The organism is Streptococcus panodentis, from assembly GCF_017884005.1.
Classification (GTDB): domain Bacteria; phylum Bacillota; class Bacilli; order Lactobacillales; family Streptococcaceae; genus Streptococcus; species Streptococcus panodentis.
In genome coordinates, this window is record NZ_QFAY01000018.1 from 1 (window position 1) to 23,264 (window position 23,264).

Genomic DNA, 23,264 nt, shown 5'->3' on the forward strand with positions numbered 1-23,264 from the left:
GGGAGTGAAAAGGTTTGGGGAACCTTTTCAGCCTGAGCTTAGAAACAAAAGAGCGAAGGGAACTAAATTTTTAAAAAATTCTTATACAGTATCTTCCCAAAGATCCATCCCTCTGTGGGTGAGGACACAGCCATCATGGGAGTCTGTCCCACCGCCTTTTCTCACCGCCTCGAAACCTCCACTGGAGCCTTTGAGCGGCTCGCTGCCCTATCGTCCTGTATGTAAAGCGATAGGCTGTCCCAGCCTCACTACTAAAAGTCTAAATATAAAAGCTTTCCCTGCCTAGCAGGGTTTTCTTGTGTCTGTCCTGAAAAAGTAGTATCATGTAAGCAAAGAAAAAAGGAAGGTGCATGATGAAAGATTTTCATTTTGATGCCATTGCGGCTTTTGAAAATTATGAAATAGAAGAAATGAAGGGCGGACGGGTCGTCGTGACGACCAAGGTTGTGGACTCGTCGCTCAATTACTACGGCAATGCCCACGGCGGCTATCTCTTTACTCTTTGTGACCAGATCAGCGGCTTGGTGCTGATTTCCCAAGGTGTGGACGGTGTCACTCTGCAGTCTTCTATCAACTATCTCAAGGCAGGGCGTCTGGGAGATGTGCTGACCATCCGCGGACACTGTGTCCATGCCGGGCGGACGACTCGGGTCGTAGATGTAGTGATTGCCAATCAAGAGGGGGCTAATGTCTGCAAGGCGACCTTTACCATGTTTGTCACAGGTGAGCGCAAGGAAGAGGCTCGGGTGCGGATATAAGCTGGCGGAGCGACTAACATGCTCAAGGCAAGTTAAAGGAGGCTGTCCCGTGGCCTTGATTGACTGCCTCGGCTGATTTCGATTTTCCTTGAGTATAAAGACCGGTGACCAGTTAGGCTAAATCATTCTAAGATGACAGAAAGGAGCAGCATGGCTTACGTTTCAGCTGTTTTTAAAGAGGGGATGCCAAATTTGTCTGTCGGCTGCCTGCGGGGCGACCCCTATCTGTGGCGTTATCTGGCAGGCCATTATGCACATACGGCTGTTCCCTATCCTGTAGAAGACTTCCGGCAGGAAACTCTTGAGATTTACAGGGAGCTGACCGGCAGAGAGCTTAGGTCAGGGGCGATGGATTTTGTTGACGCTTTTCACCATGGCGGGATGTCTTCCGGCATGCTGTGCGCAGATTACTGGCTTGCGGCCCTTCCGATTTTGGCTGCCCGCCTGCAAGACCTCAATCAGGCAGAATGCTGATACTTTCCAAGCACTTGGGAAGTTCAGGACAAATTCTATATAGTTAAAGCTGAAAAAGACATTCCTGCGATGTCTTTTTTGCTTATCTTTTGCTGCAAGGTCAAGGGGGTGGCTGGTGTCGTTATTGACGGCAGCTGCCGGGATTCTCAGGATATTTACGACTTGGCCTATCCGGTCTTTGCTAGAGGCTACAATCCAGCTCCGACTATTAAGGAAAGTCTGGCTAAGACAAAGCTGCCTGTGACTGTCGGGGGAGTGACTATTCATCAGGGAGACTTGGTTATCGGTGACTGCGATGGGGTCGTTGTGATTCCGCAGGCAGACGAGGAGCAGGTGTTGGCCAGAGCCTTTCAAAAATTTGAGAAAGAAAAAGAAATTTTGGCGGCTATCCAAAGCGGCCAAACGACAGTGGACATCTATGGCTTTCATGACCTCATCAAAGCCAAACAAAATAGGTAGAGATTTAGAGCTGGCAGTTATGCCCGCTCTTTTATCATGAGCAAATCCAAGAATGGCTGCTGCATGAGTATTTCTGCTAAAAATGGTATAATAGGTCTATATTTTCTCTTGGAAAAGGAAGCTATGAAATTACTGTATACAGATATCCGTCATTCGCTGACGGAGCTTTTGACACGCGAAGCGGAGCAGCTGGCTGCAGCCGGAAGGCGGGTTTTTTATATCGCCCCCAACTCCCTGTCTTTTGAAAAGGAGCGGGCGGTTTTGGAGCAGCTGAACCGTCACGCTTCTTTTGCTATCACGGTGACGCGTTTTGCCCAGATGGCCCGCTATTTTGTCCTCAATGATGTGCAGCAGGGGCGCAGTCTGGACGACATTGGTCTGGGTATGCTTTTTTATCGGACGCTGGCTGAGATGGAGGAGCGGGAGCTGACGGTCTATGGCCGCATCAAGAAAGACCCGCAGTTTATCCAGCAGCTGCTGGAGCTTTACCATGAGCTGCAGACGGCTCAGATGTCCTTTGAGGACCTGCGGTATCTGGAGGAAGAGGAGAAGCGGGAGGATTTGCTGAAGATTTTCAGGGCAGTCTCTCAGGCCTTGGAGGATCAGGATTTTGATGCCAGCTCAAAGATTGCGGCTTTTGCCCGGCACATTGCGGCCGGTGACGTGGACAGTGAGCTGGCTGATTTGGCGCTGGTCATTGACGGCTTTACCCGCTTTTCTGCTGAGGAAGAATACCTGCTGGGCCTTCTGCACCGCAAGGGAGTGGAGATTGTCATCGGGACCTATGCCAGCCGCAAAGCCTATCGCTCAGCCTTTCGTGAGGGCAATCTCTATCAGGCCAGCGTAGACTTTCTGCTCAAATTGGCCAAGGACTATGGAGTGCAGCCCCAGAATGCAGTAGGAAAGGGAGAAGAAAAAGAGGATGCTTTCGGCAGAATTTCCAAGCTGTTGGAAAGCCGCTATGATTTCTCCCAGGCAGAGCTTGAGCTGAGCGAGGAGGACCGTTCCCGCCTGCAGATCTGGGCGACGATGAACCAGAAAGAGGAGCTGGAGTATGTGGCCAAGTCCATCCGCCAGAGGCTCCATGACGGGGCCCGCTACCAGCAAATCCGCCTGCTCTTAGGTGATGTAGAAGCCTATCGGCTGCAGTTGAAAACCATTTTTGATCAGTATCGGATTCCCTTTTATCTGGGCCGGAGTGAGTCGATGGCCCACCACCCGCTGGTCCAGCTTGCGGAGTCTTTGGAGCGGCTGAAACGCTACAATTTTCGGACAGAGGATTTTCTCAATCTTCTCAAAACCGGTCTCTACGGCAATCTGACACAGGATGATTTGGACCACTTGGAGCAGTATCTGCGCTTTGCGGATATTAAGGGAGCCGGTAAGTTTGCCCAAGACTTTACCATCAACAGCCAGCATAAATTTGACCTCAAGCGCCTCAATGAACTGCGGCAGCAAACGACTGCCCCCCTGCAGGAGCTTTTCAAGACCAGAAGTCAGACGGCAGCCGGTCTTCTCAAGAAGTTTTCTGACTTTATCCGTCAGGCCAAGGTCGGTGAAAATCTAAGCCGTCTGGCAGCAGGTGCCGGCCAGCAGGAGCAGGAGAAACAGGAGGAGGTCTGGAAGGCTTTCAGCCATGTGCTGGAGCAGTTTGCCCAGGTCTTTGCAGGTGGTAGGCTGGGACTGGATGATTTTCTGACCCTGATCCGCTCGGGGATGCTGCTGTCTCATTACCGGACAGTCCCTGCTACAGTGGATGTGGTGACGGTCCAGTCCTATGACCTGATCGAGCCCCTGACTGCTCCCTATGTCTATGCGGTCGGCCTGACTCAGGACCGCTTCCCAAAGATTGCTCAGAATCAGAGCCTGCTCAGTGACGAAGACCGAGAGCGGCTCAATCAGGCAACAGCAGAAGAAGCCGAACTGGTCATTGCCAGCAGTGAAAATCTCAAAAAGAACCGCTTTGCAGCCCTGTCCCTGCTCAATGCAGCGACCGAAGAGCTGGTGCTGTCGGCACCGGCGCTGGTCAATGAAGTGGAGGGCCGCATGTCTCCCTATCTGACGGAGCTGACCATTGAGCCGCTGTCCCTGCCGATAACGGTCAAAAAACCGCAGGCTTCGAGCGACGACATTGGCTCCTATCAGGCCCTGCTGTCCCGCATCATTGAGCTCCATCAGGAGGAGATTGACCGAGAGTGGACACCGGAAGAGCAGACTTTCTGGGCGGTGGCGGTCCGGGTCCTGCGTAAAAAGCTGGCTTCTCAAGGTATCCGGATTCCCCTGATCAGCAAGGAGCTGAAAACGGAAAGCCTCAAGGCAGATACCCTGCAGGCCCTCTATCCTCAAGGGCAGGCTCTGAAGCTGTCGGCCTCGGCTCTCAATGAGTTTTTCAAGAATCAGTATGCTTATTTTCTTAAGTATGTGCTCCGGCTGCAGGAAGAGTGGACCATTCATCCTGATGCCAGAAGCCACGGGACTTTCCTTCACCGGATTTTTGAAAAAGTCCTGCAGGATGACTCGGAAGCGGATTTTGACAGCCGGCTGCAGCGGGCTATGGCAGAGACCGCTCAGGAGGCCGAATTTGCCAGTCTTTATGATGAAAATGGCCAAAGCCGCTTTGCCCGCCGCCTGCTCTTGGATACGGCTCAGGCGACCGGCCGGGTCTTGGCCCAGTCGGATACGATTGAGACCATCGGTGAGGAGACCGCCTTTGGCTCGGCTGCTCAGCCTTTTCTGACGCTGGACAATGGCAGAGCGGTAACGGTGACTGGGAAGGTGGACCGGATTGACCGCCTGCTTCAGACAGAGAGTCTGGGTGTGGTGGATTACAAGTCCGGCGAGACCAAGTTTAGCTATGAAAAGTTTTTCAACGGTCTCAATTCCCAGCTGCCGACCTATCTGGCAGCCATTCGGCAGCTGAAAGACTATCAGGAAGAGAAGGGGAGCTTTGGGGCCATGTATCTGCAGATGACCGATCCCATCGTGGCTCTCAAAGATACCAAAGAGCTGGCAGATGCGGTCAGGAATGTGATGAAAACCCAGCAGTACAAAGGCCTCTTTCTGGCAGACCAGATCCAGGAATTGGGGGCGGCCTATGAGAAAAACAAGGCCAATCTGCTCAGCAGAGAGGAGCTGGAGCTGCTTTTGGCCTACAATGCTGCCCTCTACCGGCGGGCGGCTGAGAGCATTCTGTCGGGGCACTTTGCCATCAACCCCTATACGGAAAACGGCCGCAGCATTGCGCCTTATGTCGATCAGTTCAAGGCCATTACCGGTTTTGAAGCCAATCTGCACATCGGTCAGGCCCGGCAGCTGGAGAAGCTGGATGTGAACAGATTTGACCGGCGGCCGACCGGGGACAAACTGCGGCAGGCCTGGTTAGAAAAGATGAAGGAGGACTTGGGAAAATGAAGCAGATTCCCTTTTTAAGCAGCCAAGAAATTGCAGCCAAGCAGGCAGCTGAAGCTGCTTCTGACAAGGCTCAAAAGCGGACGCCAGAGCAGATAGAAGCCATTTACTCCTCCGGCCGGAATATTCTGGTTTCGGCTTCAGCCGGTTCTGGCAAGACCTTTGTCATGGTCCAGCGGATACTAGATCAGATTGCCCGCGGAGTGGCGGTCAGCCAGCTCTTTATCTCTACCTTTACGGTCAAGGCGGCCGGGGAGCTGCGGGAGCGGCTGGAAAGTGAATTGGAGCAGCGTCTGAGAGAGTGTGACGATGAAGAGCTCCGCCGCCACCTGGCCCGGCAGCTGGCAGATTTGCCCAATGCTGACATCGGCACCATGGACTCTTTCACGCAGAAGCTCCTCAGCAAGTACGGCTATCTGTTGGGCTTGGCTCCGCATTTTCGGATTCTGCAGGATGCCAGCGAGCAGCTGGTCTTGCAGAATGAAGTTTTTGAGCTGCTCTTTAATCGCTATTATGACAGTGAGAAAAAAGAACCTTTCAGCCGTCTGGTCAAGAATTTTACCGGCCGGCGCAAGGATATTGCTGGCTTTCGCCAGCAGATTTACAGCATTTACAGCTTTCTGCAGTCGACCAGCAATCCGGAAGTCTGGCTGCAGGAGACCTTCCTCTACGGCTACGAGCACAGCGATTTTGCAGCTGCTAAAGAGCAGATAGTGAGTGAGGTGCGGGAGGCTTTGCTGGAGCTGGTAGATTTCTTTCGCTTTCACTTGGACAATGACGGCCGGGAGTTTGCCGGTGCCAAGTATCAGGACCATGTACAGGCTGCTTTGGTCCTGCTGGATCCTGTCAGCCAGCAGACTGAGACGGACCAGCTGCTGCAGATTTTGCAGGAAATGACGGCCTTATCCAGACAGTCCAACGGTCAGGCCTTTACAGCCCGCGGCGGCAAGGATGAGCTGAAAAAAGAATTGGCTCAGGCTTATAACGAGGCCCGCAAACCCCTGATTGAAAAACTGCGCGAAGCAGAGACCAGGCTCTATCATCTGGACTTCATGGCAGAGCATCAGGCGGAGAGTCTGCCGCTTTTGGAGCTGCTGCGGGACTTTGTCAGAGACTTTTCCCAAGACTATCTGGAGCGCAAAAAGGAGGAAAATGCCTTTGAATTCGGTGACATCAGCCACTTTGCCATTGGGATTTTGGAGAATTTCCCGGAGATTCGGGCCTTTTACCAAGCTAAATACCATGAAGTCATGGTGGACGAATATCAGGACACCAACCACACCCAAGAGCGCATGCTGGAGCTCCTGTCCAAGGAGGATAACCGCTTTATGGTGGGCGACATCAAGCAGTCAATCTACCGCTTCCGTCAGGCTGACCCGCAGATTTTCAATGATAAGTTTAAGCTCTATCAGGAGCAGCCTGACCAAGGGCAGCTGATTATCCTCAAGGAAAATTTCCGCAGCCATGTGGAGGTGCTGCAGGCGACCAATGATGTCTTCAAACGCCTCATGGACGAGGAAGTGGGAGAAGTGGACTATAATGAAAGCCACTACCTGGTGGCCGGCAATCCAGCTAAGCAGGAGCCTGATCCTCACAAGACGGCAGAATTTCTGCTTTATGACAGCTCTGCGGCCAGCCCAGCTGAAGAGGAAAGTGAGAGCCAGCCGGCCAGCCTTTCTGCTGGGGAAATAGCGCTGGTCATCAAGGAGATTATCCGCCTGCACAATGAAGAAGGAGTGGCCTTCGGGGATATCACTTTGCTGACGGCTTCGCGGACCCGCAATGACCTGATTTTGGCTGAGTTTGCCAAGTACGGCATTCCCCTTGTTCCCGATGATGGCCTGAGCAATTACCTGCAGTCTGTTGAGGTCATGGTCATGCTGGATACCCTGCGGACGATCAACAATCCGCTCAATGACTATGCCCTGACCGCCCTGCTGAAGTCGGCCATGTTTGACTTTGATGAGGATGAGCTGACCCGGATTGCCCTGCAGGCTGCATCTGAGCAGTCCAAGGAAAATCTCTATGAAAAGCTGGGCAATGCCTTAGCGGGCCATGGGCTGCAGCCTGAGCTGATTCTGCCTGAACTGCGCAAAAAACTGCAGCATTTTGTGCAGACTCTGGACAGCTGGCGGGCCTACGCCAAGACCAATTCCCTCTACGACTTGATTTGGAAGATTTACCAAGACCGTTTCTACTATGATACAGTGGGGGCTTTGCCGGGCGGCGCCCAGAGGCAGGCCAATCTCTACGCCCTTTCCCTCAGAGCCAATGACTATGAAAAGTCCAGCTACAAGGGCCTGTCCCGCTTTATCGGCATGATTGATAAGATAATCAAAAACGAGCATGACTTGGCCAGTGTCCAGCTGGCTGCTCCTAAGAATGCCGTGCATCTCATGACCATTCATAAGAGCAAGGGCCTGGAGTTCAAGTATGTCTTTCTGCTCAATATGGACAAGCCCTTTAACCGACAGGACAGCAGCTCTGCTGTTATCCTCAGCCGCCAAAAGGGCATTGGCATCAAGTATGTGGCAGATGTCGCTGTAAAGACGGAGGATGCTCATGCTCCGGAGCAGCTGCGGATTTCCATGGATACTCTGCCCTATCAGCAGAACTTAGAGGAGCTGCAGCTGGCCAGTCTGTCTGAGCAGATGCGTCTGCTCTATGTGGCCATGACCCGGGCTGAGACCAAGCTCTATCTGGTCGGCAAGGGGCAGGAAAGCAAGCTGAGTGAGCGCAAATGGGGAGTCCGTCAGGATGGTCGGCTGCCTGTCAGTCTGCGCAGCCGGTTAAGCTCTTTTCAGGACTGGCTCTATGCCATTCAGGCCGTTTTTGAGGGGGACAGTCTGGCCTTTCGGACCCGCTTTGTGACCGATGAGGAGCTGACAGCGGAGAAAATCGGCAGCCTGGCGCAAACAGATCGTTTTGAAGCAGATGTGCTGGCGGATAATCGGCAGTCCGAGGATATCGGCCGGGCCCTGGATGTGCTGGAAAGCGTGGACCGGCTCAACAGCCTTTATCAGGCAGCTATTGAGCTGCCCAGCGTCCGTACTCCCAGCCAGATTAAGAAATTCTATGAACCAATCATGGACAGCCAAGGGCTGGATATTATGGATCAGAGAGAAGGCTATCGGCCGTCTCCGGATTTTGAGCTGCCGGACTTTGGCGGAAAGAGCCCAGTCACCGGCGCACAGGTCGGCAGCGCTGTTCACGAGCTCATGCAGCGGATTCCTCTGCAGGAAAAGCCGAGCAGGGCTGTTCTGCAGCAGGCTCTGTCACAGGTGCAGGCAGATGATGCAGTCAAGCAGCAGGTCAATCTGGATAAGGTTGCTGCCTTCTTTGACAGCGACTTGGGTAAGCTCCTCATCCAGCATAAGGACAAGCTTCGCCGAGAAGCGCCATTTGCCATGCTGAAAACAGATGATGCCAGCGGCCAGAAATTTGTCGTCCGCGGTATCTTGGACGGCTACCTGCTCTTTGCTGACCGCATTGTCCTCTTTGACTACAAGACTGACAAATTCCGGCATCCTTCCGAACTGACAGAGCGCTACCGCAGCCAGCTGACCCTCTATGCTGAAGCGCTCAGCCGCTCTTATGGGATTTCTGCGATTGAGAAATACTTGGTTCTGCTGGGCGGCGAAGAGCTGCAGGTGGTCAAGGCGGAGTAGTGCTCTTTCTCTCTCAGTCAGCCCGGACCTTCGAAAATCAAAACCGACCGTCGGCCGACTCAAGCCGAGGCTGACGCTTCCTTGCAGGAGTTTATCTGCCGCCTCAAAGCAGCGCCTTTGCTGCACTCAAAAGGAAGTATCATGTTGATGTGCAAAGACTGGTCGGTTCACAGAAAAGCAGAAGCTGGGACGAAAGTACCCAGCTTCTGCTTTTCTATCCTTTGATTGCAAGCCTCGGGACTTGGGAGGATTTCTGCTGACTTTCGTCAGCCAGCATTTCCTCTGCACAGTTCATTAGGCGCTTTAGCACCATCAACCCCTGCTGAGCGGCTTGTCATCTCAATGAAAATCATCAGTGCAGCAGGAAGCTAGCTGCTCAAAAGCTCTGGTGGAAGTTTTGAGGTGGTGGATGGAGCTTCTGAGAAGTACGGTAAGGCGACGCTGACACGGTTTGAAGAGATTTTCAAAGAGTATCATTTGTTGACCCATCAACTCTTACAAGCCGCTGCTTTATTTGACTGTATTGACAAGCTCAGGCCGGCAACTGGAAACGAAGACTCGCTGACAAAATCGCGGACTCTGTTTCCGCGATTTTTGTCTCCGCACTCTTGATGATATTTTCAGAAAAAAATAGACTTAGTCAGCTAAATATGGTATACTGTAACCGTAAACATTACACCTTGTGATGAAAATCACATATGAAACAGAAACTGAAAATCAAAGGAAAAGTCTTGATGCCATCGGATATTCGCCGCCCTGCAGCTAGCGGCAGAATGATTCATTGATGATTTTCCTTTCACATTGTTTTTCAGTTATGATGCAGCTGACGAAAGGAGTATATGCAAAAAAGTAATCAAACCTATCTTCCGCTCATTGGCAGTTTGTATATCAATTACTTATTTCAAGGGATTGCAGCTATTGCCATTTCGCAGAATCTGGCTCTCTTTCAAAAGCAGTGGTCGGCCAGTCTCAGCCAAGTGACCTTGGTCATCAGTGCGATTGGTTTAGGCCGGATTATCAGCCTGAATTTCTCGGGCTGGTTTTCAGACCGTTTCAGCAGAAAGCAGACGGTCTTGATTGGCGTCATTGCCTACTGCCTTTTTTTCTTTGGAATCGTATGGACAAACCACTATCTGCCAGCTTTTCTGGTTGCCTTGCTGGCAGGAGTCGGAAATGCCTTCTTGGATACCAGCACCTATCCAATTGTCGTAGAGTCCTTTCCGTCGGAAAATGATAACAGTGCCTTAAGTGTGCTGAATAAGGCTTTCATTTCCATTGGACAGTTTATTTTTCCTTTTATCACCCGCTGGACCATACAGCAGCATCTTTATTTCGGCTGGACCTTTCTGATGTGTGCTCTGGGACTGCTGCTCAACCTTTTCTTTTTAAGGCGCTTTGCCTATCCGGATAGGCAGGATTTGGCGGAAAAGAAACCAATCAGGAGCCAGCTTCCTCGGGCAAAGATAGGAGCAGAAGGAGCGGCACTCATGCTGTTTTCCTTTGTGTCGGTCTCCCTTTTCAATGTCTTTATCCTCTGGATTCCCAGCTTTTCTGAGCAGGTTTTATCCATCAAAAATGAAGACAGTCTGCTCTTTGTCAGCATCTACAGTATCGCTTCCTTTGTCTCGGTTTTTTTAACATCCTTTATCGTTAAAAGAAAGGCAAATATTGCCAAACTGATCCTGATCTGTCTGCTGGCTACAGCCTTGTCCTTAGGCGGTATGCTCCTATTCCCCTCGCTCCAGTCTATTGTCCTGGCCAGTCTGACAGTCGGAGTCTTTGCGGCCGGCGGGATCTGGCAGCTGGGGCTGGCACTTCTGCTGGAATTCTTCCCCCAGAGCAAGGGGATGGTCACCAGTTTCTACTCGCTCACCACAGCCATCTCCGTTATGGTCACACCTTATCTGACTGGGCTCATGGCTGAGCGGTCCATTTATCAAGTCTTTGCCTACGATTTCTTTTTGGCCCTTGTCGGTTTTTTGGCCATCTTGCTTGTCAAATACCGCTATGAAAAGGTCTTTTCCAAAGAAAACGTCACTATTTAACATTTAAGAAATGAGGTATCTCTTATGTCAGAACGTTTAAACGGTCATACGCTCTTGGTCAGCTTGATTGCGACCCCTATCCGCCACAGTCTTTCACCAACCATGTGGAATGAATCCTTTGCCCAAAAAGGCATGGACTATGCCTATCTGGCTTTTGAAGTCGGCAATGAAGACTTAGCCGGTGCTGTGCAGGGCATCCGCTCACTGAAGATTCAGGGTTCCAATGTTTCTATGCCTAATAAGCAGGCCATCATTCCCCTGCTGGATGAGCTGTCCCCTGCTGCTAAGCTGGTCGGCGCAGTCAATACGGTGGTCAATAAGGACGAAAGCGGCTATTTGATTGGCCACGTCACCGACGGAACCGGTGCTATGAGAGCTCTGGCCGAAGAAGGAGTAGATATCAAGGACCGGATTGTGACTCTGACCGGCTGCGGCGGCGCCGGCACAGCCATTGCCATTCAGGCAGCCTTGGACGGTGTCAAAGAACTGCGCATCTTTAACCGTGATGATGAATTTTACGCCAATGGCCAAGAAACGGTCAAGAAGATTTTAGAAAATACCGACTGCAAGGCCAGCCTGACTCCGCTGGAAGATCAGGCAGCCTTCAAGAAATCCATCGCTGAATCCTCAGTCTATATCGATGCGACCAGTGCCGGTATGAAGCCGCAGGAAGACATTTCTTTGATTAATGACCCAGAGGTCATCCGCCCTGATTTGGCCATTATGGATGTGGTCTATGCTCCGGCTGAGACCAAACTGCTCAAATTTGCACGGGAAAATGGGGCCAAGATTGCCTTCAATGGTCTGGGCATGATGCTCTATCAGGGAGCAGAAGCCTTCCACTTGATCACCGGAGAAGAAATGCCGGTTGACTATGTTAAGTCTGTGCTCTTTAAATAAACAGGACTATTAGAAGGGGAATATGTATGAAAAACCGTTATTTACCGACCGCTCTATCTCTCTACCTCAACTATATTATTCATGGGATTGGGGTTGTCATTATTTCACAGCATAGAGATCAGCTAGGTCTCCAGTGGGGAGCCGATGCGGCTGCTGTTATGAATGTTGTGTCGATGCTTGGGATTGGCCGTTTGATTGCCATTCTCATTTCTGGCCGTTTGTCTGATATGTTTGGTCGTAAGCCATTTGTTATGTTGGGAGCGGCGACTTACATTCTGTATTTCTTGGGACTGATATACAGCCCCAACACCTTAGTGGCCATGATCTTGACAGTTTTGGCGGGGATTGCCAATTCTTTCCTTGATTCAGGAACTTATCCGGCACTTATGGAATCATTTCCAGAACAAGCAGGGACAGCCAATGTTTTGATTAAAGCAGCTGTTCAGATTGGACAATTTATCCTGCCATTTATCATCATTGCAGCTTCTGCTATGGGCTTTTGGCAATTAGCTTTTTGGATTGCGGCAGTTGTACTTTTCTTGAATATGTTCCTTATCTGGAAGCTGCCATTTCCTGATGCTGACGCTAAGGAAGATGCTGAGAAGGGTGAAGCAAAAGAAGCTGTCGTTTCAGCGGTGACTTTTAAATCCCAACCAAAAATCTGGTTGGAAGGTGTGGCCTTCATCATTTATGGTTTTATTTCACAAGCAACCTTCTATTTGATTTCTCAGTATATCTCTGTTTATGGTCAAAAAGCGGCAGGCATGACAGAAGCGGCTTCTAAATTGCTGCTTTCTAGCTATTCAACAGGCTCTCTCCTTTGTGTGGCCTTCACAGCTATTGTTGGATTGAAATTGCGGTCAGTCAATCTTGTTTTGGTTTATACTTTCATGTCCTTAGTTTCTATCGCTTCTATGTGGCTGTTCCCAAGCCCATTTGTGGTTCAAGTCGGTACGGCAGCTGTTGGATTCTTTGCGGCTGGCGGCGTTATGCAGCTTGGCTTGACTGTTATGGGGGAAATGTTCCCAGCTGGTAAGGGGACCATTACAGGTATTTTCTATACCTTTGGTTCCATTGCTTCTTATGCAGTGCCAAATCTCATTGCTATGACTGAAAAGACAAGTGTGCACAATGTGATGTTGCTTGATACCGTCTTTGCAGCTATTGGTTTTGTCATTGCTATTATCGTTTATATTCGTTATCATCAAACCGTTGATACCTCTAAAAAATAGGAGAATCTTATGACAGCAACTGTTACTGTTGGCAATGTCACTCTGGGTGAGGGACGGCCGAAAATTATCGTACCAATCGTTGGACGGACAGAAGATGAAATTTTAGAAGCAGCAGCTCAGGCGAAAGAGCTAGACTGCGATTTGATTGAATGGCGCATTGATTTTTACGAAAAAGTGGAAGAAGCTAGCCAAGCAGCGGCTCTTTCCCATAAGGTTAAGGCAGCGATTCAAAAACCACTTCTGGTCACTTTCCGTACTAAAAAAGAGGGCGGTGAGCTGGAACTTTCTGACCAATCCTACTTCGACATTTACCGAGAAGTGCTTCATCATGGCGCGGCAGACCTGTTAGATGTGGAACTGTTTATGCCTGATCAGCCTGTGCAGGAAACGATTGAATTGGCACATCAAAAAGGTGTCAAAATTGTCATGTGCAACCACGACTTTGACGCGACACCTAGTCAGGAAGAAATCGTCCGCCGTCTCAGTCTGATGGAAGAAAAGCATGCGGATATTTGTAAGATTGCAGTCATGCCAAATTCCAATCAGGATGTTTTGACCCTGCTTCATGCAACGGCAGAGATGAAAGCCAAGGCGACCCGGCCTCTGATTACCATGTCAATGGGAGCCTTGGGTATGGTCAGTCGGGTCAGCGGAGAAGTATTTGGCTCAGCTGCAACCTTCGGTGCAGCCAAAAAAGCTTCGGCTCCCGGTCAGGTGCCGGTATCAGTCCTGAGAGAGATTCTGGATACGCTGAAGCTGGAAGCCTAAATCTGATAAGGTCCTGGCCAAGCGCATATACTAGGACCTTTTATAGACGAAAAAATACAAGGATAAAAGAGATGACAAAACATTTATTTGACAGGGTTGCATTGCCCTCAGGAGCCAGTCTCAAAAACAGAATCCTCATGGCCCCTATGACGACAGAGTCAGCCTATTATGACGGCAATCTGACCGATGAGCTGATTGAGTATTACGCCCATCGATCAGGACAGGCCGGGGCTGTCATTGTTGAAAGCGCCTTTGTGGAAGACAAGGGCCGCGGCTTTTTCGGTGCCATCGGGATTGACACAGATGACAAGATTGAAGGCCTGACCCGTCTGGCAGAGGCTATCCGGTCCAAGGGTTCTAAAGCCCTTATTCAAATCTATCATGCCGGCCGCATGGCCTTTCCGGAAATGAACAAGGGCTGTCTTCCCATTTCAGCAAGCAGTGTAGCAGCGCTGCGGCCTAATGCCCCTATTCCTGAGGAGATGACCCACCGGGAAATCTTGGATATGATAGAAGCTTTTGCGGACGGAGTCCGACGGGCTATTCGGGCCGGTTTTGACGGGGTAGAGCTGCACGGTGCCAACACCTATCTGATTCAGCAGTTTTTCTCGCCTCATTCCAACCGGCGCTCCGATGCCTGGGGCGGAACGATTGAGAAGCGGGCGAAATTCCCGCTGGCCGTTCTGGAGGCAGCTAAGAAAGTCATTGCTGAAGAAGGCGCTGAGGACTTCATTTTGGGCTACCGCTTTTCTCCGGAGGAGCTGGAGGAGCCGGGCATTCGCTTTGAGGATACCCTCTATCTGCTCAATCGCCTGGCAGAGCTGGGACTGGATTATTTCCACTTTTCTATGGGGATTTACACCCGCAATTCCATTGTACAGCCAGATGACCCTGAGATGCTGATTGCTAAGTTCTTGGCTGGCCGCAGTGAAGCTCTGGCCAAGATTCCGATTATCGGTGTTGGGGGCATTCTGCAAAAGACCGATGCCGAAGAGGCTCTTGAGCTGGGCTATGATTTAGTGGCTGTTGCCAAGGGATTCCTAGTGGAGCCCAACTGGGTTGAAGCCGTCAGAGACGGCCGTAAAGTCAAGGGATTTGCTGATATCCATGACCGGAAAAATCTAGTCATTCCGACCCCGCTCTGGAAATTTATGGATGAGAGCTTCCAGCTGGTCAAGGATGCTGATGCGGAAATGAAGAAAGCCGAGCGGCTGATTGAGCTCATGGGAAAAGAGCTGGAGTTCAAGGAAGGCCAGTACCATGTAGCTGCCAAGGGGCATAATAGCGATCTGCCGATGGTGGTTACCTTCAGCAAACATAAAATCACCGGTATTGAAATTGACAGCACAGGCGAATCCGAAGGCCTGTCTGACATGGTCTTTGAACGCCTGCCGCAGCAGATTATTGATTTCCAAACCCTCAATGTTGATGCAGTTTCCGGAGCCTCAACGACCAGTCAGGGAGTAGTGGACGGTGTGGCGGACGCTGTGCTGCAGGCCAGCAGTCAGGATGCCGTCGATGTCCTCAAAGCCCGTCAGAAGCCAAGTGTTGAGCTGTCCAATGAAGTGCTGGAAGAAACAGTTGATGTGGTGATTGTCGGTGCCGGTGCAGCCGGCGTAGCTGCGGCTCTTCGAGCAGAAGAGCTCGGTTTGTCCGTCATTTTACTCGAAAAATTAAGCTTTATCGGAGGGGCAATCTCCGTATCAGGCGGCAATCAGGTTGTCATGGGCTCACGGCTGCAAAAAGAAGCCGGTGTGACGGACGATACGGCTGAGCTCATGGTCGAAGATTTTCTGGCCAATGGCAATCAGGCCAACGTCAGAGAGCTCCTGCAGCTCTTGGCTGACAATATCGGCCAGACAACGGACTGGGTGCATGACTATGTCGGTGTTCAGTACGATATGAAAGGCGGCCTCCATGTCCTGGCCGAATACCGCAAGGACCGGGAGCTGGCTTATGATCATGGCGGTCATGGCTTTGCTGCGGCTGTCCGCAGCAAGGTAGCGGACTCAGCCGTGCAGCTCCTTCTGCAGACCAAGGCTCAGCAGCTTCTGACCGACGGCGAAGGCAATGTCACCGGCTTGGTGGCAGTCGAAGACAGCGGCAGGACCCACCGGATTTCGGCCAAGGCTGTGGTGCTGACGACCGGCGGCTATGGCAACAACAAACAGCTGCTGCCTAAGCGGCTCAAAGATGTCCTCTTCTACGGGACTCGCTCCTCTATGGGAGAAGGCCTTCTCATGGCCCAGGCCCACGGCATTGATGCTGCGACGGTCATGCTGGATCAAGGAAAGATCTACCCCAATGGTGTAGAAGTAGCTCAGGGCACAGCTAAGTCGACCATAGGAGGCAATATTGCTGTCCTGCGTGAAAACGGTCTGTTGGTCAATACCAACGGCCAGCGGGTCATTAATGAGCGGGCCAGCAATCATGATATTCTGGACGTTCTGATGGAACAAGAGCCCAAGGTTCTCTATCTGCTGCTGGATCAGGAACACTTCTCTATTTTCCGTGAGGAAGTGGCTGAAGGCGGTATTTCTCAGGCGGATATTGACCAGTGGCTGGAGAATAACGGTTCCAGGACCCCTTATTTCTTCCATGCAGACAATCTGCAGGCACTGGCTGATTTGGCCGGTATGGACCGGCAGGCACTGGCTGCTACTGTCGAGCGCTACAATCACTTTGTAGAACAAGGTGTCGATGAAGATTTTGGCCGTCAGAGCCGATTCCTGCAGAAGAAGGTCGGGCAGGGGCCTTACTATCTCATTGAGCAGAAACCGCGCTTTGCCACCACGATGGGCGGCTTGGTTGTCAATAGCCAGCTGGAAGTGCTCAATACGAAAGGAAAGGTCATCCAAGGCCTCTATGCTGCTGGCGAAGTCGTCGGCGGTGTCATGGGGACGGACTCTCCATCCGGCGCCAATAATGCCTGGGCCCTGACCTCTGGTAAGCTGGCTGCCGAAAGCATTAAAGGGGATTAATTCCCTCTACTTACAGCTTTTCATTGTATCACTCCGAGCTTGTCTCGGGGTGATTTTTAGACTGTCTGTCTTATCTTATATAGTCATTTAGTTTGCTTTTGGCAGGGAGAGTGAGACAGCCTCCCATGATGGCTGTGTCCTCACCCACAGAGGGATGTATCTTTGGAAGGATACTGTATAAAAAGACGATACTCTCCGAAAATCTCTTCACACGGTGTCAGCTCTCCGGACCGTTGGTGCAATGCGAAACCGACGGCAGCTGCGTTCGCATTTTGAAGTGTCCGTTCAGCCGCTGCCTCGCTTGACATTGCTTAGTCAGAGTCCATTTGTCCGAAAATTTGCTGAAAGTTCTGAAAGTTATTGAAAAAGTCCCGGAATTTTTTAGAATTTCTGGGGCTTTTATGATAGAATAGTAATAATGAAAGAAGCTGCGAGGAATTCTATGGAATTAACAACCAATGCCAAGGGCTTAAGGGGCACTCTGCGGGTGCCGGGTGATAAGTCAATCAGCCACCGCTCCATCATTTTTGGCAGTTTAGCCAAGGGAGTGACCACTGTTCATGATATCCTGCGTGGGGAAGATGTCCTTTCGACCATGCAGGTTTTCCGTGATTTAGGGGTGCAGATAGAGGATGACGGCCGGACGGTCAGGATCTTCGGCGTCGGCTTTGACGGCCTGCAGGCTCCTAAACATAAGCTGGATATGGGCAACTCGGGGACCTCTATCCGCTTGATTTCCGGTGTTTTGGCCGGCCAGGACTTTGAAGCTGAGATGTTCGGCGACGACAGCTTGTCCAAGCGGCCCATGGACCGTGTGACCATTCCCCTGCGGCAGATGGGGGTGCAGATCTCCGGCCAGACCGAGCGCGACCTGCCGCCTCTGACCATTCGCGGCAGCAAGACCCTCAAGCCTATCCGCTATCAGCTGCCGGTGGCTTCTGCTCAGGTCAAATCCGCTCTGATTTTTGCTGCTTTGCAGGCTCAGGGTGAATCTGTCATCATCGAAAAGGAGCTGACCCGCAACCATACCGAGGATATGATTGTCCAGTTTGGCGGACGGATTGCTGTTGATGGCAAGGAAATCCGCGTAGAGGGCGGTCAGCAGCTGCAGGCTCAGCAGGTAACGGTACCGGGCGATATTTCCAGTGCGGCCTTTTGGCTGGTAGCGGGCCTGATTGTCCCGGATTCCAAGATTGTTTTGGAGAATGTCGGCATCAATGAAAGCCGGACGGGCATTTTGGATGTCATCCAGGCTATGGGCGGCAGGATTCGCCTGTCCAATGTGGACCAAGTGGCCAAGTCAGCTACCATTACGGTTGAAAGCTCTGAGCTGAAAGGGACAGACATCGGCGGCAGTATTATCCCGCGCCTGATTGATGAGCTGCCTATTATCGCCCTCTTGGCGACGCAGGCTCAGGGAAGGACAGTTATCCGGGACGCTGAGGAGCTCAAGGTCAAGGAAACCGACCGCATTCAGGTGGTGGCTGACGCTCTCAACAGCATGGGCGCAGCGATTGTCCCGACAGAGGACGGCATGATTATCGAGGGGAAAACAGCCCTTCATGGTGCGGCGGTCAATACCTTTGGCGATCACCGCATTGGTATGATGACGGCGATTGCAGCCCTTTTGGCAGCAGAAGGAAAGATGGCACTGGAACGAGCAGAAGCTATCAATACCAGCTACCCAAGCTTTTTTACTGATTTGGAGGAACTACTACATGGCTAAAATTTTACTAGGATTTATGGGAGCGGGTAAGACTACGGTCGGCCGTCTTTTGGACCCCAATTTCCATGATATGGATGAGTTAATCGTTGAAAAGATCGGCATGTCTATCAATGACTTTTTTGCACAGGAGGGAGAAGATGCCTTCCGACGTCTGGAAGCAGCCATGCTGGAGAGCTTGCTGCAGGATGAAGTGGACATCATTTCTCCCGGCGGGGGTATCGTGGTCAATCCTCATAACCGTGAGCTGCTGGAAAAAAATCCGCATAATATTTACCTAAGGGTTGATTTTGATACCCTCTATGAGCGGATCGAAAATGATGTGGCCATGCAACGGCCGCTTTTCCTCAATAACAGCCGTGAGCAGTTTAAGGAAATTTTTGAAGGACGTCTGCCTTTCTATGAACGGATTGCTACCCATGTTATTGATGTAGCAGATAAGAGCCCAGAAGAAATTGCGGAGCTGATTCGATGCTTGTAGGATACCTAGGACCCAAGGGGTCTTTTTCTCACCATGTCGCCCAAAAGGCCTTTCCCCAAGACGATCTAGTCCCTTATCAGAATATTACTGAGGTTATGAAGGCTTATGAAGCCGGTCAGGTGGATTACTCGGTCGTTCCGGTGGAAAACTCGATTGAAGGCAGCGTCCATGAAACGCTGGACTATCTCTTTCACCAGTCGGAGATCCAGGCGGTAGCTGAGGTTATCCAGCCAATCAAGCAGCAGCTGCTGGCTGTTGAGCTTGGCAGGCCTATTGAGAAGGTCTTTTCTCACCCTCAGGCCATTGCTCAGGGGAAAAAGTATATCCGCCGGCACTTTCCCCATGCCCAGTTTGAAATGACGGCCAGTACAGCCAATGCGGCCCGCTTAGTGGCTGAGCATCCGGACCGGCAGTATGCAGCCATCGCACCGCACAGTGCGGCCGATGAGTACGGCCTGCAGGTAGTGGCCCGGGACATTCAGGAAATGGAGGAAAACTACACCCGTTTCTGGATTTTGGGCCATCATCTGCCTCAGCTCAGCCTGCCTCAGCAGGGAGAGAAGCAGACGCTGGCTCTGACCCTGCCGGACAATCTGCCCGGAGCTCTTTATAAGGCCCTGTCAACTTTTGCCTGGCGCGGTATTGACCTGACCAAGATTGAAAGCCGCCCTCTGAAGACGGCTTTGGGCGAGTATTTCTTCATCATTGATATTGACAATGGACAGAAAAATTTGGCGGATTTTGCCTTTCAAGAGTTGACAAGTCTGGGAATTACTTATAAAATTTTTGGTAGCTACAATGTTTTTCAAATTCCAGAGAAATAGATTGGAGAAGAGATGAAAAAATCAGAAAATCTTAGCCATCATGAGCAGCTCCGCTTGGATTATCTCTACAAGAATTACTATTATCTAAACGACAAAGAGAAAAAAGAATTTTCCTATCTGCGCCAGAAATCAAAAGGTCAGGCTGTGCCATCCGGCAGTCCCCAAGCCAGCCGCTATGAGGAGCCGTCTGCGTCCCAGTCTGCTGCTCCGGCAGAAGAGCCGGCTGAGACAGACTCGTCAGGCCTGTTGCCCAAATACCCTGAGCAGCCTTCACGCAGCCGCAAAGAGCGAAAGGCACAGCAAGCGGCCGCAGAGACAGCATCCGGAGGGCAGCAGCCCAAGAAAAAAGGCAAGAAAATCCGCTTCAAACGAATCCTTCTCTGGCTGGGAATTTTCCTGCTCATGGTCTTGGGCGGCATGATTTTCATGTTTATCAAAGGACTGACCACAGCCAATAACGGCAATTCCAAACCGGCTGAGACCGAATATTTTGATGGCCAGGATACCAAGGATGGCGTCAATATCCTCATTTTAGGAACGGACGGCCGGGTCGGAGAGGATTCGACGGAGACGCGGACCGACTCGATTATGGTCTTGAATGTGGGCAATAAGGACCACAAGATTAAGCTGGTCAGCTTCATGCGCGATACCCTGATTCATATCGATGGCATCAGCAATGAATACAGCGACCCTTCGCAGGCAGATTACTATGACCAAAAGCTCAATTCGGCCTATACGATTGGCGAGCAGAATCACAATCGCGGGGCAGACTATGTCCGTCAGATGCTCAAGGATAATTTTGACTTGGACATCAAATACTATGCCCTGGTGGACTTCCAGACTTTCGCGACAGCCATTGATACTCTTTTTCCCAATGGTGTCAGCATGAATGCTCAGTTTTCAACCATTGACGGTGAAGCAGTGTCGGAGGTAGAAGTGCCTGACGATCTCAATATGCAGGACGGCGTCGTACCCAACCAGACCATCAAGGTCGGCCAGCAGCAGATGGACGGCCGGACCCTGCTCAATTATGCCCGCTTCCGCAAGGATGACGAGGGGGACTTTGGCCGGACCCGCCGCCAGCAGGAAGTCCTGACGGCTATCTTCCAGCAGGTCAAGGACCCGACCAAGCTCTTTACCGGATCAGAAGCCCTGGGCAAGGTCTTTGCCCTGACCTCGACCAATGTGCCTTACAGCTTCCTTTTGACCAACGGTATTTCGCTGGCAGCAGACTCCCGCAATGGGGTTGAGCGCCTGACAATACCGGAAAACGGTGACTGGATCGATACCTATGACATGTACGGTGGCCAAGGCCTCCTGATTGATTTTGACGCTTATAAAGAAAGACTGCAGCAAATGGGTCTCAGATAAGATATATGATATAATGAAAGGTAGGACGATGTCTTGCCTTTTCTTTTGGAAATGGCAGAGTATAAAGAGCAGAAAGTGAAGAATATGTTAAAAAAGAATGATGTGATTGAAGTTGAAATCGTGGATCTGAGTCACGAGGGAGCTGGAGTTGCCAAGGCAGAAGGCCTGGTTTTCTTTGTGGAAAATGCCCTGCCGGGCGAGCTCATCCGCATGCGTGTGCTCAAGGTCAACAAAAAAATCGGCTTTGGCAAGGTGGAGGAATTTCTCCGTACTTCAGACCAGCGCAATCAAAATCTTGACATGGCCTACCTGCGGACCGGCATTGCGGACTTGGGGCATCTGAGCTACCCAGCCCAGCTGGACTTCAAGCGCAAGCAGGTCAAGGACAGCCTCTATAAGATTGCCGGTATTGCGGATGCAGAGGTCCTGCCCACACTGGGCATGGATGAGCCGCTGCACTATCGCAACAAAGCACAGGTACCAGTCCGCCGGGTCAAGGACCAGCTGGAAACCGGCTTCTTCAGAAAACATTCCCACGACCTTCTGCCAATCGAAGATTTTTACATTCAGGATCCGGTCATTGACCAAGTTATCCTTTTTACCCGGGATTTGCTGCGTCGTTTTGACATCAAACCCTATGATGAAAAGGAAAGAACCGGTCTCATCCGCAGTCTGGTGGTCCGCCGGGGGCATTATTCAGGGGAAATCATGGTCATTCTGGTGACGACCCGGCCTAAGATTTTCCGCATTGACCAGCTGGTGGAGCGCTTGATAGAAGCTTTCCCAGCTATCAAGTCTATTATGCAGAATATCAATGACCAACCTGGCAATGCGATTTTCGGAAAAGACTGGCGAATGCTTTATGGTCAAGACTACATCACCGACCAGATGCTGGGAAATGACTTTCAAATTGCGGCACCTGCTTTTTATCAAGTCAATACCGAGATGGCAGAAAAGCTCTATCAGACAGCGATTGACTTCTCCGGACTGACCGCAGAAGATATGGTGCTGGATGCTTACTCGGGCATTGGCACAATCGGCCTGTCAGTCGCTAAGCAGGTCAAGCAGGTCTATGGTGTGGAGGTGATCCCTGAAGCTGTCGAAAATAGCCGAAAGAATGCGGAAATCAACGGTATTACCAACGCCAGCTATGTCTGTGCAGCGGCTGAAAAGGCCATCCAAGACTGGCTCAAGGAAGGCATTCGTCCCAATGTCATTCTGGTGGATCCGCCGCGAAAGGGCCTAACTGCAAGCTTTATCAAGGCTAGCTCAGCCATGCAGCCAGACAAAATCACCTACATCTCCTGCAATCCTGCCACCATGGCGCGTGACATCAAACTCTACCAAGAACAGGGCTATACACTCAAGCAGGTCCAGCCAGTGGACTTATTCCCGCAGACGCATCATGTTGAGGCAGTATCACTGCTTATACGAGCTGATTCATCAGCAAAGTAGAAGTAGATGTTCTGCCCATGCGATAGGACTCGTAGAATGAGGAGATAAAGCGACGAAATGATACGATAAGTCCGAACCGCTGAGTGTGCAGCTCTGCTGGTGAAAGCCTAGAAATCTTTTAGCGAAAAGTTTTATGAAGTCACTGGAAACAGTGGCTTTTTAGCCTTAGTGCGGATGTATCAAAGTAACCATGAACCTAATCCAGTGCGAACAAAACCCATTCACCTGCAAAGTATTCTGCAAGGAATGCGGAGGTCTATTTGGTCGAAAGAACTGGACAACCAGTAGAGGAAAGCGGCCTGTCTGGCATTGCAATAACCGCTACAAGGTAAAAGGAGTCCAGGGGTGCACTAATCGCTATATTGATGAAGAAACCCTGCAGCAGGCTTTTCTCAGAGCCTTAGAAATTTTGAGGGAAAACAAGGACACGCTTTTAGAAAAATGGGCCAACTTTAGTGAGGATCAAAAGCTGGAGAAGTACCATTCGGAGCAACTGAAGAAACTAGTTGAGAGTGACCAGACTGCATTTGATGGACGAAGGATGTGCCAGGTGTTAGAGAAAATAGCACTCGGGGAAGACGGCTGCATCAGTATTAAATTTTTAGAAGGAACAGAAGTTGATTTATAGGTTTGTGACAATAGGAAAGAATAGATACTATATATTTATCTTCATTCCTATTTAGAGATTAAAATTTGTATTTTTTGAATAATATATTT

Annotated in this window: 16 protein-coding genes; all 16 read left to right on the forward strand. The window is 50.8% G+C overall.

The genetic code is table 11. The features are described 5' to 3' along the window. Window positions 1-353 precede the first annotated feature (353 nt). Window positions 354-758 carry a PaaI family thioesterase gene (locus DHL47_RS08635; RefSeq protein ID WP_128837339.1) on the forward strand — a complete coding sequence of 135 codons (405 nt, stop codon included), beginning with the start codon at window positions 354-356 and terminating at the stop codon, window positions 756-758. A 150-nt stretch (window positions 759-908) separates the two neighbouring features. Then, window positions 909-1,232 (forward strand): hypothetical protein, encoded by a 324-nt coding sequence (locus DHL47_RS08640; RefSeq protein WP_209551581.1) that lies wholly within the window; start codon window positions 909-911, stop codon window positions 1,230-1,232. Window positions 1,233-1,301: 69 nt separating this feature from the next. After that, entirely contained in the window at window positions 1,302-1,691 is a 390-nt protein-coding gene (locus DHL47_RS08645; RefSeq protein WP_209551582.1) for an RraA family protein, read from the forward strand. A 123-nt stretch (window positions 1,692-1,814) separates the two neighbouring features. Next, window positions 1,815-5,102, forward strand: coding sequence for an ATP-dependent nuclease subunit B (gene rexB, locus DHL47_RS08650; protein WP_209551583.1), 3,288 nt, complete (start codon window positions 1,815-1,817; stop codon window positions 5,100-5,102). Then, complete coding sequence (addA, locus tag DHL47_RS08655) at window positions 5,099-8,767, forward strand: helicase-exonuclease AddAB subunit AddA (RefSeq protein WP_209551584.1); 3,669 nt, start codon at window positions 5,099-5,101, stop codon at window positions 8,765-8,767. Before rexB ends, addA begins: the two co-directional genes overlap by 4 nt. Before the next feature lie 839 nt (window positions 8,768-9,606). Next, the gene (locus DHL47_RS08660) at window positions 9,607-10,812 is read left to right on the forward strand and encodes an MFS transporter (protein ID WP_128837261.1); all 1,206 of its coding nucleotides are present in this window, start codon (window positions 9,607-9,609) and stop codon (window positions 10,810-10,812) included. Window positions 10,813-10,836: 24 nt separating this feature from the next. Next, window positions 10,837-11,712: a shikimate dehydrogenase gene (locus tag DHL47_RS08665; RefSeq protein ID WP_128837260.1), complete on the forward strand. Its 876-nt coding sequence runs from the start codon at window positions 10,837-10,839 to the stop codon at window positions 11,710-11,712. Window positions 11,713-11,738: 26 nt separating this feature from the next. After that, entirely contained in the window at window positions 11,739-12,944 is a 1,206-nt protein-coding gene (locus DHL47_RS08670) for an MFS transporter (protein WP_128837259.1), read from the forward strand. Window positions 12,945-12,953: 9 nt separating this feature from the next. Beyond that, window positions 12,954-13,712, forward strand: coding sequence for a type I 3-dehydroquinate dehydratase (gene aroD, locus DHL47_RS08675; protein WP_128837258.1), 759 nt, complete (start codon window positions 12,954-12,956; stop codon window positions 13,710-13,712). Window positions 13,713-13,783: 71 nt separating this feature from the next. After that, entirely contained in the window at window positions 13,784-16,693 is a 2,910-nt protein-coding gene (locus DHL47_RS08680) for an NADH-dependent flavin oxidoreductase (RefSeq protein ID WP_209551585.1), read from the forward strand. A 442-nt stretch (window positions 16,694-17,135) separates the two neighbouring features. Next, window positions 17,136-18,419 (forward strand): 3-phosphoshikimate 1-carboxyvinyltransferase, encoded by a 1,284-nt coding sequence (aroA, locus tag DHL47_RS08685; RefSeq protein ID WP_209551586.1) that lies wholly within the window; start codon window positions 17,136-17,138, stop codon window positions 18,417-18,419. After that, window positions 18,412-18,897: a shikimate kinase gene (locus tag DHL47_RS08690; protein ID WP_209551587.1), complete on the forward strand. Its 486-nt coding sequence runs from the start codon at window positions 18,412-18,414 to the stop codon at window positions 18,895-18,897. The genes aroA and DHL47_RS08690 overlap by 8 nt, the downstream gene beginning before the upstream one ends. After that, the gene (pheA, locus tag DHL47_RS08695; protein WP_128837255.1) at window positions 18,888-19,721 is read left to right on the forward strand and encodes a prephenate dehydratase; all 834 of its coding nucleotides are present in this window, start codon (window positions 18,888-18,890) and stop codon (window positions 19,719-19,721) included. The genes DHL47_RS08690 and pheA overlap by 10 nt, the downstream gene beginning before the upstream one ends. A 12-nt stretch (window positions 19,722-19,733) precedes the next feature. Further along, window positions 19,734-21,092: an LCP family protein gene (locus tag DHL47_RS08700; RefSeq protein WP_209551588.1), complete on the forward strand. Its 1,359-nt coding sequence runs from the start codon at window positions 19,734-19,736 to the stop codon at window positions 21,090-21,092. 84 nt (window positions 21,093-21,176) lie between these two features. Continuing rightward, window positions 21,177-22,547, forward strand: coding sequence for a 23S rRNA (uracil(1939)-C(5))-methyltransferase RlmD (rlmD, locus tag DHL47_RS08705; protein ID WP_209551589.1), 1,371 nt, complete (start codon window positions 21,177-21,179; stop codon window positions 22,545-22,547). A 190-nt stretch (window positions 22,548-22,737) separates the two neighbouring features. Next, window positions 22,738-23,175: a recombinase zinc ribbon domain-containing protein gene (locus DHL47_RS08710; RefSeq protein ID WP_245335595.1), complete on the forward strand. Its 438-nt coding sequence runs from the start codon at window positions 22,738-22,740 to the stop codon at window positions 23,173-23,175. Window positions 23,176-23,264: the final 89 nt, after the last annotated feature.